At 66.2% G+C, this 15,376-nt stretch carries 19 protein-coding genes, 4 tRNA genes and 1 pseudogene; 10 read left to right on the top strand and 14 right to left on the bottom strand.

The genetic code is table 11. From position 1 onward, the window contains the following. Positions 1–9 precede the first annotated feature (9 nt). From kdpA to ABUE11_RS11180, 3 genes are all read right to left on the bottom strand, one after another. On the bottom strand, positions 10–1,716 hold the full coding sequence (gene kdpA / locus ABUE11_RS11170) for a potassium-transporting ATPase subunit KdpA (protein WP_367065394.1): 1,707 nt from the start codon (positions 1,714–1,716) through the stop codon (positions 10–12). A gap of 120 nt (positions 1,717–1,836) precedes the next feature. Beyond that, positions 1,837–1,935 (bottom strand): K(+)-transporting ATPase subunit F, encoded by a 99-nt coding sequence (kdpF, locus tag ABUE11_RS11175; RefSeq protein WP_367065395.1) that lies wholly within the window; start codon positions 1,933–1,935, stop codon positions 1,837–1,839. A gap of 132 nt (positions 1,936–2,067) precedes the next feature. Beyond that, on the bottom strand, positions 2,068–2,547 hold the full coding sequence (locus ABUE11_RS11180; protein ID WP_367065396.1) for a molybdenum cofactor biosynthesis protein MoaE: 480 nt from the start codon (positions 2,545–2,547) through the stop codon (positions 2,068–2,070). Between the two features lie 52 nt (positions 2,548–2,599). Between ABUE11_RS11180 and ABUE11_RS11185 the strand changes: the two genes are divergently transcribed. The 3 genes and pseudogenes from ABUE11_RS11185 (at position 2,600) to ABUE11_RS11195 (ending at position 3,542) form a co-directional block, all read left to right on the top strand. Then, on the top strand, positions 2,600–2,854 hold the full coding sequence (locus tag ABUE11_RS11185; protein ID WP_367065397.1) for a hypothetical protein: 255 nt from the start codon (positions 2,600–2,602) through the stop codon (positions 2,852–2,854). A gap of 133 nt (positions 2,855–2,987) precedes the next feature. Next, positions 2,988–3,128, top strand: coding sequence for a DUF3149 domain-containing protein (locus tag ABUE11_RS11190; protein WP_367065398.1), 141 nt, complete (start codon positions 2,988–2,990; stop codon positions 3,126–3,128). Positions 3,129–3,215: 87 nt separating this feature from the next. Then, positions 3,216–3,542, top strand: a pseudogene (locus ABUE11_RS11195) (hypothetical protein). Between the two features lie 11 nt (positions 3,543–3,553). Here ABUE11_RS11195 and ABUE11_RS11200 read toward each other — a convergent pair. The 6 genes from ABUE11_RS11200 to ABUE11_RS11225 form a co-directional block, all read right to left on the bottom strand. After that, complete coding sequence (locus ABUE11_RS11200; RefSeq protein WP_367065399.1) at positions 3,554–3,832, bottom strand: MoaD/ThiS family protein; 279 nt, start codon at positions 3,830–3,832, stop codon at positions 3,554–3,556. Beyond that, a complete protein-coding gene (gene glp / locus ABUE11_RS11205; protein ID WP_367065400.1) occupies positions 3,829–5,058 on the bottom strand; it encodes a gephyrin-like molybdotransferase Glp in 1,230 nt (409 codons plus the stop codon). Before glp ends, ABUE11_RS11200 begins: the two co-directional genes overlap by 4 nt. Beyond that, complete coding sequence (gene mobB / locus ABUE11_RS11210) at positions 5,055–5,606, bottom strand: molybdopterin-guanine dinucleotide biosynthesis protein B (RefSeq protein WP_367065401.1); 552 nt, start codon at positions 5,604–5,606, stop codon at positions 5,055–5,057. The genes glp and mobB overlap by 4 nt, the downstream gene beginning before the upstream one ends. Positions 5,607–5,775: 169 nt before the next feature. Then, the gene (gene thrC / locus ABUE11_RS11215) at positions 5,776–7,200 is read right to left on the bottom strand and encodes a threonine synthase (RefSeq protein ID WP_367065402.1); all 1,425 of its coding nucleotides are present in this window, start codon (positions 7,198–7,200) and stop codon (positions 5,776–5,778) included. 15 nt (positions 7,201–7,215) lie between these two features. Continuing rightward, positions 7,216–8,553 (bottom strand): homoserine dehydrogenase, encoded by a 1,338-nt coding sequence (locus ABUE11_RS11220; RefSeq protein WP_367065403.1) that lies wholly within the window; start codon positions 8,551–8,553, stop codon positions 7,216–7,218. 71 nt (positions 8,554–8,624) lie between these two features. Then, positions 8,625–9,857, bottom strand: coding sequence for a pyridoxal phosphate-dependent aminotransferase (locus tag ABUE11_RS11225; RefSeq protein ID WP_367065404.1), 1,233 nt, complete (start codon positions 9,855–9,857; stop codon positions 8,625–8,627). A 118-nt stretch (positions 9,858–9,975) separates the two neighbouring features. Here ABUE11_RS11225 and ABUE11_RS11230 point away from each other — a divergent pair, with 118 nt between their 5' ends. The 3 genes from ABUE11_RS11230 (at position 9,976) to ABUE11_RS11240 (ending at position 11,213) form a co-directional block, all read left to right on the top strand. After that, a complete protein-coding gene (locus ABUE11_RS11230) occupies positions 9,976–10,347 on the top strand; it encodes an Mth938-like domain-containing protein (protein ID WP_367065405.1) in 372 nt (123 codons plus the stop codon). A gap of 28 nt (positions 10,348–10,375) precedes the next feature. After that, positions 10,376–10,463: transfer RNA gene (locus ABUE11_RS11235), tRNA-Ser, on the top strand. Positions 10,464–10,487: 24 nt separating this feature from the next. Beyond that, complete coding sequence (locus ABUE11_RS11240; protein WP_367065406.1) at positions 10,488–11,213, top strand: class I SAM-dependent methyltransferase; 726 nt, start codon at positions 10,488–10,490, stop codon at positions 11,211–11,213. 56 nt (positions 11,214–11,269) lie between these two features. Here ABUE11_RS11240 and ABUE11_RS11245 read toward each other — a convergent pair whose 3' ends face one another. The 5 genes from ABUE11_RS11245 to ABUE11_RS11265 all read right to left on the bottom strand — a co-directional run bounded on the left by ABUE11_RS11245 (position 11,270) and on the right by ABUE11_RS11265 (position 12,297). Next, on the bottom strand, positions 11,270–11,401 hold the full coding sequence (locus ABUE11_RS11245) for a hypothetical protein (RefSeq protein WP_367065407.1): 132 nt from the start codon (positions 11,399–11,401) through the stop codon (positions 11,270–11,272). Then, positions 11,398–11,715, bottom strand: a complete 318-nt coding sequence (locus ABUE11_RS11250; RefSeq protein ID WP_367065408.1) for a DUF1153 domain-containing protein — start codon at positions 11,713–11,715, stop codon at positions 11,398–11,400. Before ABUE11_RS11250 ends, ABUE11_RS11245 begins: the two co-directional genes overlap by 4 nt. Positions 11,716–11,994: 279 nt before the next feature. After that, positions 11,995–12,071, bottom strand: a tRNA-Asp gene (locus ABUE11_RS11255). A 47-nt stretch (positions 12,072–12,118) separates the two neighbouring features. Then, positions 12,119–12,194 (bottom strand) — tRNA-Glu (locus ABUE11_RS11260). A 27-nt stretch (positions 12,195–12,221) separates the two neighbouring features. Beyond that, positions 12,222–12,297, bottom strand: a tRNA-Ala gene (locus ABUE11_RS11265). Between the two features lie 220 nt (positions 12,298–12,517). Here ABUE11_RS11265 and ABUE11_RS11270 point away from each other — a divergent pair. The 4 genes from ABUE11_RS11270 to ABUE11_RS11285 all read left to right on the top strand — a co-directional run bounded on the left by ABUE11_RS11270 (position 12,518) and on the right by ABUE11_RS11285 (position 15,314). After that, positions 12,518–13,420 carry a transglycosylase SLT domain-containing protein gene (locus ABUE11_RS11270; protein ID WP_367065409.1) on the top strand — a complete coding sequence of 301 codons (903 nt, stop codon included), beginning with the start codon at positions 12,518–12,520 and terminating at the stop codon, positions 13,418–13,420. A gap of 183 nt (positions 13,421–13,603) precedes the next feature. After that, complete coding sequence (locus ABUE11_RS11275; RefSeq protein WP_367068810.1) at positions 13,604–14,068, top strand: low molecular weight protein-tyrosine-phosphatase; 465 nt, start codon at positions 13,604–13,606, stop codon at positions 14,066–14,068. A 172-nt stretch (positions 14,069–14,240) separates the two neighbouring features. Beyond that, positions 14,241–14,669, top strand: a complete 429-nt coding sequence (locus ABUE11_RS11280) for a hypothetical protein (RefSeq protein ID WP_367065410.1) — start codon at positions 14,241–14,243, stop codon at positions 14,667–14,669. A gap of 372 nt (positions 14,670–15,041) precedes the next feature. Continuing rightward, positions 15,042–15,314, top strand: coding sequence for an oxidative damage protection protein (locus tag ABUE11_RS11285; protein WP_367065411.1), 273 nt, complete (start codon positions 15,042–15,044; stop codon positions 15,312–15,314). The last annotated feature ends 62 nt before the right edge of the window (positions 15,315–15,376 follow it).

A 15,376-nucleotide genomic window follows, 5' to 3' on the forward strand; every position in this document is an offset into this window, starting at 1 on the left:
AATTTCCAATCACGGTTGCACCTGGCCGGCGAGCATTTGCAGCTGCTCGACCACGGGGCCCAGCGCCAGGGCGGGCAGGAAGGTCAGGCCGCCGACGATGAGCACCACGAACACCAGCAGGCCCATGAACAGCGGCGTGGCGGTGGGGAAGGTGCCAGGGCCCTCGGGCACGGTCTTCTTGGCGGCGAGCGAACCGGCCACGGCCAGCAGCGGCAGCAGCGTGAGGTAACGCCCCACGAGCATGGCCAGGCCGATGGTGGTGTTGAAGAACGGCGTGTTGGCGTTGAAGCCGGCAAAGGCCGAGCCGTTGTTGGCCGTGCCCGAGCTGTAGGCGTAGAGCACCTCGGAGAAGCCATGCGCGCCCCGGTTGGCCAGGCTGGCGGGCGTGTCGGGCCAGAGCATGGCCAGCGCCGTGAAGCCCAGGATGGATGCCGGGTGCGCCAGCACCGAGAGCATGACGAGCTTGATCTCGCGCGCCTCGATCTTCTTGCCCAGAAACTCGGGCGTGCGCCCGATCATCATGCCGGCCAGAAAGATGGTGAGGATGGCGTACTGGATGAGGTTGATGAGGCCCACGCCGTCGCCGCCAAACACGCAGTTGAGCATCATCTGAGCCAGCGGCACCAGGCCGCCCAGGGGGGTGAGCGAGTCGTGCATGGCGTTGACCGAGCCGGTGGTGGCCGCCGTGGTGGTGGTCACGAACAGGGCCGTGGCGGCAATGCCAAAGCGCGTTTCCTTGCCCTCCATGTTGCCGCCGCTCTGGCTGGCCGAGAGCTGCTGGTCCGCGCCCGCTGCGGTGAGCAGCGGGTTGCCGCTTTGCTCGGCGCCGTACACCAGGGCCAGAAAGCCGATGAACATCACCACGAAGGCACCCAGGAACACCCAGCCCTGGCGCCGGCGCGCCAGCATCAGGCCGCAGGTGACGGTGAGCGCCGACGGAATCAGCAGCATCGAGAGGATGTGCAAGGTGTTGGTCAGCGGCGTGGGGTTCTCGAACGGGTGCGCGGCGTTCATGCTGAAAAAGCCGCCGCCGTTGGTGCCGATGTGCTTGATGGTCTCGAAGCTGGCCACCGGGCCGAGCACGATCTGCTGGCGCGCGCCTTCGAGCGTGGTGGCCACGGCCTGGCTGTCGAGCGTCTGCGGCATGCCCTGCCAGACATAGACCAGCGCCATGACAAAGCACAGCGGCAGCATCACGCGCCAGAGCACGCGCATGAAGTCCACCCAATAGTTGCCCAGGTCCTGGCTGCTGGCGCGCGCGAGCCCACGGATGAAGCCGCCCGCCGCCGCCACGCCGGCCGTGGCGCCGCAGAACATCAGGAAGGTGATGGCCAGCATCTGCGTGGCGTTGGACAGGCTGCTCTCGCCCGCGTAGGCCTGCCAGTTGGTGTTGGTGATGAACGAGGCCGCCGTGTTGAAGGCCAGGTCCGGCGTCTGCGCGGCGTTGCCCAGGTCGTTCCACGGCAGCCAGCCCTGCAGGCGCAGCACCAGGTAGCCCAGGGCCATCATGGCGGCGTTGGACAAGAGCAGCGCCAGGCCGTAGCGCGCCCAGCCCATGCGCTCGGCCGGGTCCACGCCCAGGGCGCGGTAGCTCAGGCGTTCGAGCGCCCAGTGGCGCTCGTCTTCAAAGGCCTTGGCCAGCCAGTGGCCCATGGGCAGGGCCAGCGCGCCCATGGCCAGCAGCACCAGCGCAAAGCCGGTGAGATTGATTTCCATAGTTCCCCCTTGGAACGTATTCACAGCCGACGCAGCGCCAGGACAGCCCAGGCGGTAGCGGCAAAGAACGCGGCCGACAGGCCGATAAAGAGCAGGTCTCCCATGTCGCGACTCCCGGCGTCAGAACTGCTCCGGCCGCAGCAGGGCGTAGCCGAGGTAGACGAACAGGGCCAGCACGGCAGCGCCGGCCAGCCATTGAAGAACCAGCGGGCTGCTCATGGGCGCTCCTTGGGAGCGGTCAAGGGGTGGGGTGGTAAGTGCATGGCATTCCTCCGTTGTGCGATGGAGGAATGCTAGGTTTGGGGGTATCAGGCCGGGGTCAAGATTGCGCTGGCGGGTATCAAGAACGCATCAAGATGGGGCCATCGGCGGCAGCGCCAGGCCCCAGCGCGCCATGGCCGCGTCGTCCGTCACGCGCGCATCGACCCAGCGCGCTCCGCTAGGCGTCTGTTCCTTTTTCCAGAACGGCGCCTGGGTCTTGAGGTAGTCCATCAAAAACTCGCAGGCCTGGAAGCTCTCGCCGCGGTGCGCGCTGGTCACGGCCACCAGCACGATCTGGTCGAGCGGCGCGAGCAGCCCCACGCGGTGGATGACGCGCGCGCCGTACAGGTCAAAGCGCGCGAAGGCCGCATCGATCATGGCCTCTATGGACTTCTCGGTCATGCCCGGGTAATGCTCGAGCTCCATGGTGCGCACGCTGTCGCCCTCGTTGCGGTCGCGCACCGTGCCCACGAAGCAGCACACGGCGCCCACGCGCGCGTCCTGGGCACGCAAAGCGGCAAGCTCGGTGGAAACATCGAAGTCCTCGGTCTGGATGGAAACGCGGGTCATGGTGGCGGGGCGGCAAAATTGCGGGATTTCCAGCACTTTACCGCCCCGCCCCATGGCCCAGCAGACCATAGACACACCCGACTACACGCTCTACCCCTCGCCGCAGAACGCGCACCGCGTGGTGTTTGCGCACCAGAGCTTCGTGGCCCAGCCCTATGCGCTCATCGACCTGCCGAGCTTCGACCTGGCGGGCCGCTACAGCCTGTTTGGCGCCTACCGCAAGGCCGACGGCAAGATGGGCCAGCTCGTGAGCTTCGAGCTCGAGGCCGACCGCGAGCGCTTCGAGCGCCTGTTCGTGCCCGACTGAGCCGGGCCGCCGGCCCTGCGGCAATACCCGAGCAGGATACTAGGGTAAACCCGTATTCTTGACCTGCCTCAATGGCGCCCACGCCCTGTTGCGCTGCAATGAACGCAAGAGTCAACAACGGGAGAAAAGCGTCATGGCATTGCTCAAGCAACTCTTCACCACCGAGGTGGGTCTGTTCAGCGCTGTCGGCATCGGCTTCATGCTGTGCATGCTGGCCTTCTTCGTCTGGCTGTTCACGCGCAACGACGCGCCCAAGGACGGCGAGAAGTCCTGATGGGGCGCTGCTGACACCCGCCGCCGGGGCGCCGCATCCATCGAGGTGCCGCGCCCTTGTTGTTTGCCGTGCGGGACAATGCCGCCCATGCACGAAGACGACAACCAGATCCTGATTCCGCCCTCCTTCATCGCGCTCTAAAGCGATGCGCGCCAGCGTTTGCGCCTACCCCTGGACGAGCTGCGCGCACGCTACGAACTGTGCGAGGACCTGGCCTGCCATCTCGTGGAGCAGGCCGGGCAGATCTACCAGAGCGGCGCACGCTCCGAGGAAGGGGTGCTGCAGGGCATGCACGCGGGCCTGGCCGCGCCGGGCACGGGCGTGAGCGCGGCGGAGGCGCGCTGGATCACGCTGCGCCTGGCCGAGCTGCTGAACTGGCGCAGCCCCGAGCTGCCCGAGCCTGAGAGGGTGTGAGGCCGAGGCCGTCAGCCCCCGGTGACGGGCGGGAAGAAGGCGGCCTCGGCCCCGTCGGCCAGCGGCGTCGCCTCCTGGCCCATGACCTGGTTGAGCGCCATGCGCACGGCGCGCTCGCGCGCGAGGCTGCCGGCCCAGGGCTCGCCGCGCGCGATGAGCTCGTCGCGCAGCGCGCCCAGCGTGGCGGCACGGGTCTGCAGCCGCTCCTGCCCGACTCCCACGGCCTCACGGATGGAGGCGAAGTAGCGCACGGTGATGGTGATGGTGATGGGTGTGGTGGGCACGGTCATGACAGCAGCTCCGAGAACGGCAGAAAGCGCACGCGGTCGCCGCGCGCAATCGTCTGGCCCGCGGGGTTGTCCACCAGGCCATCGGCCCAGGCGGCCGAGGTGAGCACGCCCGAGCTTTGGTTGGCAAAGCGCTCGAGCGTGCCGTCCGGCGCATGGCGCACGCGCAGGAATTCACGGCGTTTGTCGGCCCTGGGCCAATCAAATCCAGCGGTTACAGCTATTGATTTAGGAGCGATATCGACCACGCCCTGCAGGCGCAGCACAAAGGGCCGCACGAGCAGGCAGAAGGTCACGAGGCTCGATACCGGGTTGCCCGGCAGGCCCATGAAATGCGCGCCACCCACATGACCATAGGCAAAGGGCTTGCCGGGCTTGATGGCGATCTGCCACAGGTCCAGGCTGCCCAGGCTTTGCACGGCGGGCTTGATATGGTCTTCCTCGCCCACCGACACGCCGCCGCTGGTCAGGATCAGGTCGTGGCCGCCGCTGGCCTCGCGCAGCGCGGCCACGGTGGCCTCGCGCCGGTCGGGCACTATGCCTAGGTCGGTCACCTCGCAGCCCAGGCGCTCGAGCATGGCGCGCAGCACGAAGCGGTTGCTGTTGTAGATGGCGCCGGGGGGCATCTTGTCGGGCGGCACAGCGCCGGGCATGACGAGCTCGTCGCCCGTGGAAAACAGCGCCACGCGCGGGCGCCGCGCCACCTGCAACTCGGCCAGGCCGACGCTGGCCGCAAGGCCCAGGGCGGCCGGGGTCAGGCGCGTGCCGGCGGCCAGCACCTGGGCGCCCAGGCGGATGTCCTCGCCCGCGCGGCGTATCCACTGGAGCGGCTGCGGCACGGCGTTGATGCGCACGCGCGCGCCGTCGGCGAGCGCCTCGCAGTCTTCCTGCATGACGATGGCGTCGGCCCCCGCGGGCACTGGCGCGCCCGTGAAGATGCGCGCGGCCGTGCCGGCGGCCAGCGGCGCGCCCGTCTGACCCGCGGCGATGCGCTGGGACACTTGGAGCGCGACGCCCGGGGCCGTGACGTCGGCGCAGCGCAGGGCGTAGCCGTCCATGGCGCTGTTGTCCTGCGGCGGCACCTGCAGCGGCGAGACGATGGCCTGGGCCAGCACGCGGCCGTCGGCGTCGAAGGTGCTCACGGTGTCGCTGCCGGCCAGCGGCAGGGCCCGCTCCAGCAGCTCGGCCAGGGCCTCATCCAGGGGTTTCAGGGGCGCTCTCGCGGTCATTCGCAGGTCTCCTCGGCGGGTCTTGCATAGTCAAAGCGCGCGCCCTGGGCCAGCATCCACCGGACGATGGCGTGCGGCTCGCCCGGGTGCAGGCGCGGCAGTTGCGTGGGCTCGGGCAGCGCGGGCGCATCGCTGGCCACGGCGACGACGCGGCCGTCATGCGGGTAGAGCACGGGGCCGCCGCGGTGGTCGGGCGTGGGCGCACGCCAGACCTCGATCTTGGGCAGGTCGCTGTCCTTGAAGCCCTCGACCAGCACCCAGTCCATGCGCGCGTCGATCTGGGCCAGCAGCGCGTGCACGCTGAGCCGATGCGGCTGCTCGAACTCGCGCATCAGCGCCATGCGCCGGTCGGAGGCCACGATGACCTCCGCGGCGCCGGCCTGGCGGTGGCGCCAGCTGTCCTTGCCCTCGTGGTCGATGTCGAAGCGGTGGTGCGCATGCTTGACCACCGCCACGCGCAGGCCCTGCGCGCGCAGCAAGGGTATGAGCTGCTCGATCAGCGTGGTCTTGCCGCTGCCCGAATAACCGGCAAAGCCGAGCACCTTCATGGATGTCGTCCTTGACGCGTCATGGCCGCGCAGGCGGGAATCCACAGCGGTGAGGCTTCGAGACGCTGGCTCCCTTTGTTCCCCTGGATCCCCGCGTGCGCGGGGATGACGGGGCAAGCGCAAGCCATTGCCCACGCCTGCTGGACATGCACCGGCCACATGGCGCGCATCAGTCGCAATGCGCGGCGATATAGGCCTTGACCTGCGCGGCATCGGCCGGCAGGCGCTGCACGCGCTTCGGGAGCTGCTCTATGCCCTCGAACTTCGCGGGGCGCTCGGGCGCACGGCCCAGGGCCTCGTGAATGGTCTCGGCAAACTTGATGGGCAGGGCCGTCTCGAGCACGATCATGGGCTCGGCGCCCAGGTGCTCGCGCGCCACCTTCACGCCGTCGGCCGTGTGGGTGTCGATGATCTGGCCGAAGCGCTGGTGGACGTCGCGTATCGTGGCCAGGCGGTCGGCATGTGTGCTCTTGCCACTCTCGAAGCCGTACTGGGCGCGCGCGGCCTGGAACACCGGGTCGCCCCCGAGGTCGAAGAAGCCCTGCTGCGCCACGCCCTGCGCGAACAGGTCTCGCGTGCGCGCGGCGTCGCGGCCGACAAGGTCGAACACGAAGCGCTCGAAGTTGCTGGCCTTGCTGATGTCCATCGACGGGCTGCTGGTCTCGTGCGTGTCCGCCGAGCCGCGCACGCGGTAGGCGCCGGTGCGGAAGAACTCGTCGAGCACGTCGTTCTCGTTCGTCGCCACCACCAGGCGCGCGATCGGCAGGCCCATCTGGCGCGCCACATGGCCGGCGCAGATGTTGCCGAAGTTGCCGCTGGGCACGGTGAAGCTGACCTTTTGCCCATCGTCCTGCGTGGCCTGGAAGTAGCCCGCAAAGTAGTACACCACCTGGGCCAGGAGGCGCGCCCAGTTGATGGAGTTGACGGTGCCTATCTTGTAGCGTGCCTTGAACGCGTGGTCGTTGCTCACGGCCTTGACGATGTCCTGGCAGTCGTCGAACACACCCTCGATGGCGAGGTTGTGGATGTTGGCGTCCTGCAAGCTGAACATCTGCGCCTGCTGGAATGGGCTCATGCGCCCATGCGGGCTGGTCATGAACACGCGCACGCCCTTCTTGCCGCGCATGGCGTATTCGGCCGCGCTGCCGGTGTCGCCGCTGGTCGCGCCCAGGATGTTGAGCTCCTCGCCGCGGCGGGCCAGCTCGTACTCGAACAGGTTGCCCAGGAGCTGCATGGCCATGTCCTTGAAGGCCAGCGTGGGGCCGTTGGACAGGGCCTCGATCCACAGGTGGCCCTCGAGCCGGCGCAGCGGTACGATCTCGCGCGTGCCGAAGACCTCGGCCGTGTACGTCTTCTCGCACAGGGCGCGCAGGTCGGCGCTTGGGATGTCGTCGATGTAGAGCGAGAGGATCTCGAACGCCAGCGCGGCATAGCCCTGGTCGCGGTAGGTGGCGCGCAGCTGCGCCAGGCGCGCGGCGTCGATCTGCGGGTAATGCTCGGGCAGGTACAGGCCGCCGTCGGGCGCCAGGCCCTCGAGCAGGATGTCACAGAAGCGCTTGCGGTCCGGGTGGCCGCGGGTGGAGAGGTACAGCATGGTTGGTCGCGCCCCTCAGTTGCTCAGCTCTTCCTTGCGGATGCGCGTGATCGGTGCCAGCACCGTGGGCAGCTGCTGGATCTGGGCCAGCGCCGCATCCATGTCGCCCTCGCGCGTGTCGTGCGTGAGGATGATGAGGTCGGTCTGCGTCGATCCCTCGCCGCCCACCTCGTCGGCCTCGCGCTGCAGCACGGCATCGATGCTGATGCCGGCGCCGGCCAGCAGGCCGGTGATCCTGGCCAGCACGCCGGCCTCGTCGGCCACGCGGATGCGCAGGTAGTAGCTCGTCACCACGTCGGCCATGGGCAGCACGGGCAGGTCCTTGCCGGCCTCGCCCAGCGTGTGGCTCTGGAAGGCCAGCGGCGGCACGCGGTGCGTGGGGTCGGCCTCGATCAGGCGCGTGATGTCCACCAGGTCGGCTATCACGGCGCTGGCCGTGGGCTCGCTGCCCGCGCCCTTGCCGTAGTACAGCGTCGTGCCCACGGCGTCGCCATGCACGACGACGGCGTTCATCGCGCCCTCGACGTTGGCGATCAGGCGCTTGGCCGGCACCAGGCTGGGGTGTACGCGCAGCTCCACGCCCTTGTCGGTGCGCTTGGTGATGCCCAGCAGCTTGATGCGGTAGCCGAGCTGCTCGGCGTAGCGGATGTCGGCCGCGGCGAGCTTGGTGATGCCCTCGACATAGGCCTTGTCGAACTGCACCGGAATGCCAAAGGCGATGGCGCTCATGATCGTGGCCTTGTGCGCGGCGTCCACGCCCTCGATGTCGAAGGTCGGGTCGGCCTCGGCATAGCCCAGGCGCTGGGCCTCCTTGAGCACCACGTCGAAGTCCAGGCCCTTGTCGCGCATCTCGGACAGGATGAAGTTGGTCGTGCCGTTGATGATGCCGGCCACCCACTGGATCTGGTTGGCCGTCAGGCCCTCGCGCAGCGCCTTGATGATGGGGATGCCGCCGGCCACGGCCGCCTCGTAGGCCACGACCACGCCCTTCTCGGCCGCGGCCTTGAAGATCTCCGTGCCGTGCACGGCCAGCAGCGCCTTGTTGGCCGTCACCACATGCTTGCCCGCGGCAATGGCCTCGAGCACCAGCTGGCGCGCGATGCCGTAGCCGCCGATGAGCTCGACGACGATGTCGATGTCGGGGTTGGCGATGACCTCGCGCGCATCGCCCACCACGCGGGCGCGCTCGCCCACGATGGAGCGGGCGCGCTCCACGTCCAGATCGGCCACGCAGGCGATCTCGATGCCGCGGCCCGCGCGGCGGCGGATCTCCTCCTGGTTGCGCGCAAGCACGTTGAACACGCCACTGCCCACGGTGCCGATACCGAGCAGGCCAACTTGGATGGGTTTCATATCGAGGTTACCAGTCAAAAGTGCCCGTAGCGCCCGCCAGACAAGCGCCTTAAGCTATTAAAAATATAGTTTCATGCCGCCTTGGCGCGGCGCTGGCGATAGGCCGCCAGAAAACCGGCCAGGCGTCCGATGGCCTCACGCAGGTCATCCTCGTGCGGCAGGAAGACGATGCGGAAATGCTGGTTGTCCGAGTAGTTGAAGCCCGAGCCCTGCACCAGCATCACGCGCGTGGCGCGCAGCACCTCCATGAAGAACTGGCGGTCGTCGGCAATCGGGTACATCTCCGGGTCGAGGCGCGGGAACATGTACAGCGCGGCGTGGGGCTTGACGCAGGTGACGCCGGGAATCTGCGTGATCAGCTCATAGGCCAGGTCACGCTGACGGCACAGGCGCCCGCCGGGCTTGACCAGGTCGTTGATGCTCTGGTAGCCGCCCAGCGCCGTCTGAATGGCCCACTGCCCCGGCACGTTGGAGCCGAGCTTGAGGTTGGCCAGCATGTTCAGGCCCTCGATGTAGTCGCGCGCATCCGACTTCGGGCCCGAGAGCACCATCCAGCCCGCGCGGTAGCCGCAGCTGCGATAGGCCTTGGAGAGCGAATTGAAGGTCAGCGTGAGCACATCGGTGGACAGGCTGGCCATGGAGGTGAACTTGACGCCGTCGTAGAGCACCTTGTCGTACACCTCGTCGACCAGCAGCACCAGGTTGTGCTCGCGCGCGATCTGGATGATGCCCTTGAGCAGCTCCACCGGATACAGCACGCCCGTGGGGTTGTTCGGGTTGATGACCACGATGCCGCGCGTGCGCGGCGTGATCTTGGCGCGCATGTCCTCCAGGTCGGGCAGCCAGCCGTTGTCCTCGTCGCAGCGGTAGTGCACGGGCCTGCCACCCGAGAGCGAGGTCGCGGCCGTCCACAGCGGATAGTCGGGCATGGGCACGAGCAGCTCGTCGCCATCGTTGAGCAGCGCATTCGTGGCCATCACGATGAGCTCGCTGGCGCCGTTGCCCAGGTAGATGTCGTCCAGCGTCACGCCGGCAATGCCGAGCTGCTGGGTGTAGTGCATCACCGCCTTGCGCGCGGCAAAGATGCCCTTGCTGTCCGAATAGCCGGCCGAGTTCGGCAGGTTGCGGATCATGTCCTGCTGGATCTCCTCGGGCGCATCGAAGCCGAACGGCGCCATGTTGCCGATGTTGAGCTTGATGATCTTCTGCCCCTCGTCCTCCATCTGCTTGGCCGCATCCACGATGGGACCGCGGACATCGTAGAGAACATTGTTGAGCTTGACGGACTTGAGGATAGGCTTCATTGCGCAGGCCTGAGCGGGGATGACAGGTGAAACCTATAATTTGACCACAGATCCCCGCCCGCACGCCGGGCACTGCGCCCCGCCCACCAGACGGTCAGGCCCTCACCGCAACGCACCCATGAAATTCCAGCCAGACCGCTTCGACGTGCAGACCATCACGGCCTACGGCCCGGGCTGGATCAACGTGGATGCCGACCGCATCGACCACAGCATCATCGTCGGCGCACGCGGCCAGCGCATCGCCTGGGAATGCCAGCGCTTCGAAGACCTGACGCCCGCGCATTTCGCCCGGCTGGCCGAGCAAGAAGCCGAGGTCGTCGTCTTCGGCAGCGGCCAGCGCCTGCGCTTTCCGCCGCCGGCCTGGCTGCAGCCGCTGATGGCGCGGCGCATGGGCCTGGAGACCATGGACACCCTGGCCGCCTGCCGCACCTACAACATCCTGGCCGGCGAGGGCCGCAACGTGATCGCAGCGCTCCTGCTGGAGACCTGAATCCGCCGCTTAGAATACCGGCCTGCCTGGAGACTTGGGTGAGTGGTTTAAACCAGCAGTCTTGAAAACTGCCGACGGGCAACCGTCCGTGAGTTCGAATCTCACAGTCTCCGCCACCGCACCACACAGAACGGGCATGAATGGCCCGTTTCGCATTTCTGCGCACCGCCGTGAACCGCCTGATCACCGACGAAATTGACATCCTCGCCGAGTTGCTGCCCGCACCCGGCCCACGGGTCATCGAGCTCGGTTGTGGCGCGGCCCGCATGGCGCGGCAGATGCTGCAGCGCTGGCCCGACATGACCTATGTGGGACTGGAGGTCGATGCCATACAGCATGCGCGCAATCTGCAGGACCCACCCGCACACATGCGTTTTGTTGCCGCGGGCGCGCAGAACATTCCTTGCGAGGATGGGCTGTTCGACCTGGCGCTGATGCTCAAGTCGCTGCACCATGTTCCTCTCGATGCCATGGACCGGGCATTGGCCGAGGTGGCACGCGTGCTGCGCCCGGGCGGCCATCTGTATGTCTCCGAGCCCGTCTATGATGGGCCGCTCAACGAGATCACGCGGCTGTACAACGACGAGGGCACCGTGCGCGCCGCGGCGCAGGCGGCCGTGGATCGCGCGCTGGCCGCCGGCGCCAGCCCCTGGCTGGAAGTGGCCGAGCGGCGCTTTGACATGCCGGTGCGCTTTGCCGACTTTGCCGAGTTCGAGCGCCGCATGATGCGCCCGACATTTGCCGACCACCATATCGACGACGCCCTGCAAGCGCGCGTGGCCGCGGCGTTTGCGCCCCACTGCTCGGCGCAGGGCGCACGCTTTGTGCGACCCATGCATGTGCGGCTGCTGCAGCGCAGGCGCTAAGACAACCCTCCCCCACCCTCTTCAATCATCGCCTTGATGGGCTTGACCAAGTGCTCTTACACCTTCGGCGGCGCCTTGGTGCTGCGGTAGTACACCGTGCGCCGGGGCACCTCGAACCACTGGCACAGCTTGACCAGGCTGACCTGGATGCCGTCTTCAGCCAATCCCTGCTGAAGGCTGAGGATCATTTCTCGTCCTCGTTGCCCAGCAGGGAGGCCAGCTTTTTTCTGGCACGCAGCTCCAACATGGCTTCGCCGTAGGCCTCCTGCAGTTCACGCAGTTGCTTCTCGTACTGCTCTTTGACTTCCAACGGCTTGGTGCGCAGGGCGTTTTCCATGCCGCGCTTGCCGTCATCGACCCACTGCTCGACTTCGGAGGGGCTGAGATCGAAGGCCCGGCTGGCCTCTGAGATCGTGGTCTTGCCCTGGATGATGTCCAGAACCAGGGCGGTTTTGCGCTTGGCTGTCCAGCGCTTGATGTCGTCTTCCATCAGGGTGCTCATCGTCGTTTCCTTCAACGTTAACACCTGTGCAGGAATTCACTGGGTCAATACAGTCTCTACTTCTCAGCACGCTGGATTTGTGGGGGGATTACCCGTCCAGCTTGCCAAACGAGTCGAGAAGACACTATCGGCGAACTAGTGCCCCCTCAAGGCGCCAACTCCAATGTGGAATATGAATGGCCGGTTCAGGGCAGAAATTCAGGAGAAAAATCGATGCTTTTTCAGCATCTGAAAGCAAAAAACCCTTGCAAACCATAGATTTGCAAGGGTTTCCATTGGTGGCGGAGTGGACGGGACTCGAACCCGCGACCCCCGGCGTGACAGGCCGGTATTCTAACCGACTGAACTACCACTCCGCGTCGGTATTGCGTTCGACTCTTGCGAATCCAAGTGCAATAAAACTTGGCGACCCTACGGGGATTCGAACCCCGGTACTCACCGTGAAAGGGTGATGTCCTAGGCCTCTAGACGATAGGGTCAAAACCTAAGAACTTCCGTTCAGTTTTTGGTGGAGGTAAGCGGGATCGAACCGCTGACCTCTTGCATGCCATGCAAGCGCTCTCCCAGCTGAGCTATACCCCCAAACCTTGTCGGAACCATGGTGGATTGGGCTTTGGCTTTTGACCATATGTCTGCACCACCGAAGACCGCAACTATAGCAGAAAGATTTGGCGGCAAAACAAGAAACGGCTCATTTTTCTCTGTGAATCGCGAGCACGCCTGATCGGCCCCTTCTTTGGCACATCGCGCGATGTGCAGAAACGGGTGACACGCGCAATGCAGGCACGGCATACTCGCGCCCATGCGCCTGCCCCCCTCCGCCCTCACGCCACTGACAGCCATGCTCCTGTGCAGCGTCGCCTGGGGCGCGACGGCTGCGCCGGGCAATGCAGGCGATGCCACGCTGGCCGCAAGGCTGCGCAATGAGGCCATCGCCTACGAGCATGCCGAAGGGGTGCCACGCGACACGGCCAAGGCCGTGCAGCTGTATTGCGCGAGCGCACGCATGGGCGACATGCAGGCCCAGTACAACCTGGGATGGATGTACGCCCATGGGCGGGGCGTGGCGCGCAATGATGCGACGGCGGCCTATTTCTTCCATGCTGCGGCCGAACAGGGTCTGGACGTGGCCGCACGCATGCTCAAGGTCGTCGGGGGCGTCACCGGCGAGGTGCCCGAGTGCATGCGCCCGGCCGCGCGCGCCATTGCCCAGGCAGGCAAGCCCGGTGTGGACTACCGTACCGTCGCGCCGCGCAAGATCGTCGACCTGGTGCACAAAATGGCGCCGCAGTACCAGATCGAGCCGCAACTGGCGCTGGCCATCATTGCCGCCGAATCCAACTTCAACCCCGAGGCGGTGTCTCCCAAGAACGCTCAGGGACTGATGCAGCTGATTCCCGAGACCAGCGAGCGCTTCAACGTCAAGAACCCGTACGACCCGGCCCAGAACATCCGCGGTGGCCTGTCCTACCTGCGCTGGCTGCTGGCCTACTTCGAGGGCGACGTGGCGCTGGTGGCCGCGGCCTACAACGCCGGCGAGGGCAAGGTCGAGCGCTACCGCGGCGTACCCCCCTACCAAGAGACGCGCGCCTATGTGCAGCGCATCCTCAAGGCCGTGGGAGCGGCCTTCCACCCGTTCGACCGCAGCGTGACGCAGCCGTCACCGGCGCTTGATCGAATCCGGTTGGCTCTGCAACCCAAGTAGCGTGGACACGCTGTCGGGGACCATATAACCGCGCGTCCACGCTGTGCTACGCGCCCCCAGACACCCCGCTCACTGGGCCCAATGCGGGCGATGACGGTAAGCTGCGCCTCGATGACTACTGACAATCTTTCCACCCTGGCCCACCTCACCGACAAGGCACCGCACGAAGCCGTGCGCGTGCTCATGGTCTGCATGGGCAACATCTGCCGCAGCCCCACGGCGCAAGGCGTACTCGAGCACATGGCGACCCGCGCGCGCCTCGCCGTCACCGTGGACTCGGCCGGCACCTATGGCGCGCACGCGGGCGAGCCGCCCGACAAGCGCGCCCAAATCCATGCCGCGCGACGCGGCTACGACCTGTCGGCCCAGCGTGCGCGCCGCCTGCGTGCCGAGGACTTCACCGCATTCGACCTGGTGCTGGTCATGGACGAAGACAACGAGGCCGCGGCCGCAGCGCTCTGCCCGCCAACGGAGCGCCACCGCCTGCGCCGGCTCACGGACTTCTGCCGCACACATGCGGTGGATGAGGTGCCCGACCCGTATTACGGCAACGCCCAGGGCTTCGAGCGTGTGCTGGACATCGTGGAGGACGCCTGCGCGGGGCTGCTGGACAGCATCGCCGTAGTGAAAAGGGCCGGCACGCAGTAGGCCGAGCCATAGGAACAGCGCCAAAACTGCCGCCCTGCACATCGCTGCCGGATGCAGGGCCAATGCTGGCCGAGGCTGCTTCTCCCGAACGACAAAATTTAGAATTTCATTAACTTAGAATTTTCTAATATAAAATCGGTACTCTGTTCCACTCGCCTCAAGGAATCATTCGATGCAACCGATCCGCAAACCCTTGCTTGCCCTGTCCACCGCTGCCCTGCTGGTCGCAGGCACGGCCCACGGCGAAGAGCTGTTTGTCAATATTCACAGCGGCAATGCCATGGCCCAGGGCGCCGGACTGGTGCTCGCGGGACAGGCTCTGGAGCAAAAGGCCCAGGTACGAGTGCTGCTGTGCGACGCGGCTGCCGACATTGCCCTTGTCGGTCAACAAAACCTGCCCAAGCTCAAACCCCGCGACGCAACCACACAGCAGATGCTGCAAGGCGTCATCAAAGCAGGCGCAAAGGTTGAAGTCTGCGCGCTGTACCTGCCCAACACCGGCCACAAGCCCGCCGACCTGATCGAAGGAGTGACCCCTGCCAAGCCGCCAGAGGTCGCCGCACACCTGCTCAAGCCAGGCGTCAAGACGCTCGCGTTCTGACCGGCGGCAGGCAAAGCACAAGGCGTCCGTTCACGGGCGCCTGTTTTTTTGTCCTGCGCGGCATCACCCTTGTAGGGAAATCCGGGTTGAATTCAGCATACAGCTCGCGCGTCGGGTCATAGGTCATAGGACAGGTTCAGAATCTGTACGGCCTGTTGTGCGCGCGCCGGCAGGGAAAGGCCCCACCCGGGGTAGCGGCAGGGGCGGCTGCAAGGGGAAACTTGATAAAGTGGCGGCGATTTTTCATGGACTGCCTTCGTTGCGTTGAATGTCAATGGAACGCATTCTGGAAGTCACTCTTCAAAACTGAAACCAATAAGATTTCAGTTCGTTATTACCAACACATCCGAAACACTCCAAGGATCTCCCGCCATGGCACGCACCGTCCACTGCATCAAGCTCGGCAAGGAGGCTGAAGGCCTCGACTTCCCCCCCTACCCCGGCGAGCTGGGCAAGCGCATCTTCGAGAGCGTGAGCAAGCAGGCCTGGGGTGAGTGGCTCAAGCACCAGACCATGCTGGTCAACGAGAACCGCCTGAACCTGGCCGACGCCCGCGCCCGCCAATACTTGGCGCGGCAGATGGAGAATCATTTCTTTGGCAGCGGCGCAGACGCTGCGGCGGGCTACGTACCGCCGAGCGCGTAAGCACTTCGCCCTGCCCGCCCTGCCGCCACTGCCAACGCAGGAGGCGGCAGTTTTTTGCCCAC

Source organism: Oryzisolibacter sp. LB2S, from assembly GCF_040732315.1.
In the GTDB taxonomy this organism is placed as follows: domain Bacteria; phylum Pseudomonadota; class Gammaproteobacteria; order Burkholderiales; family Burkholderiaceae_C; genus Alicycliphilus; species Alicycliphilus soli.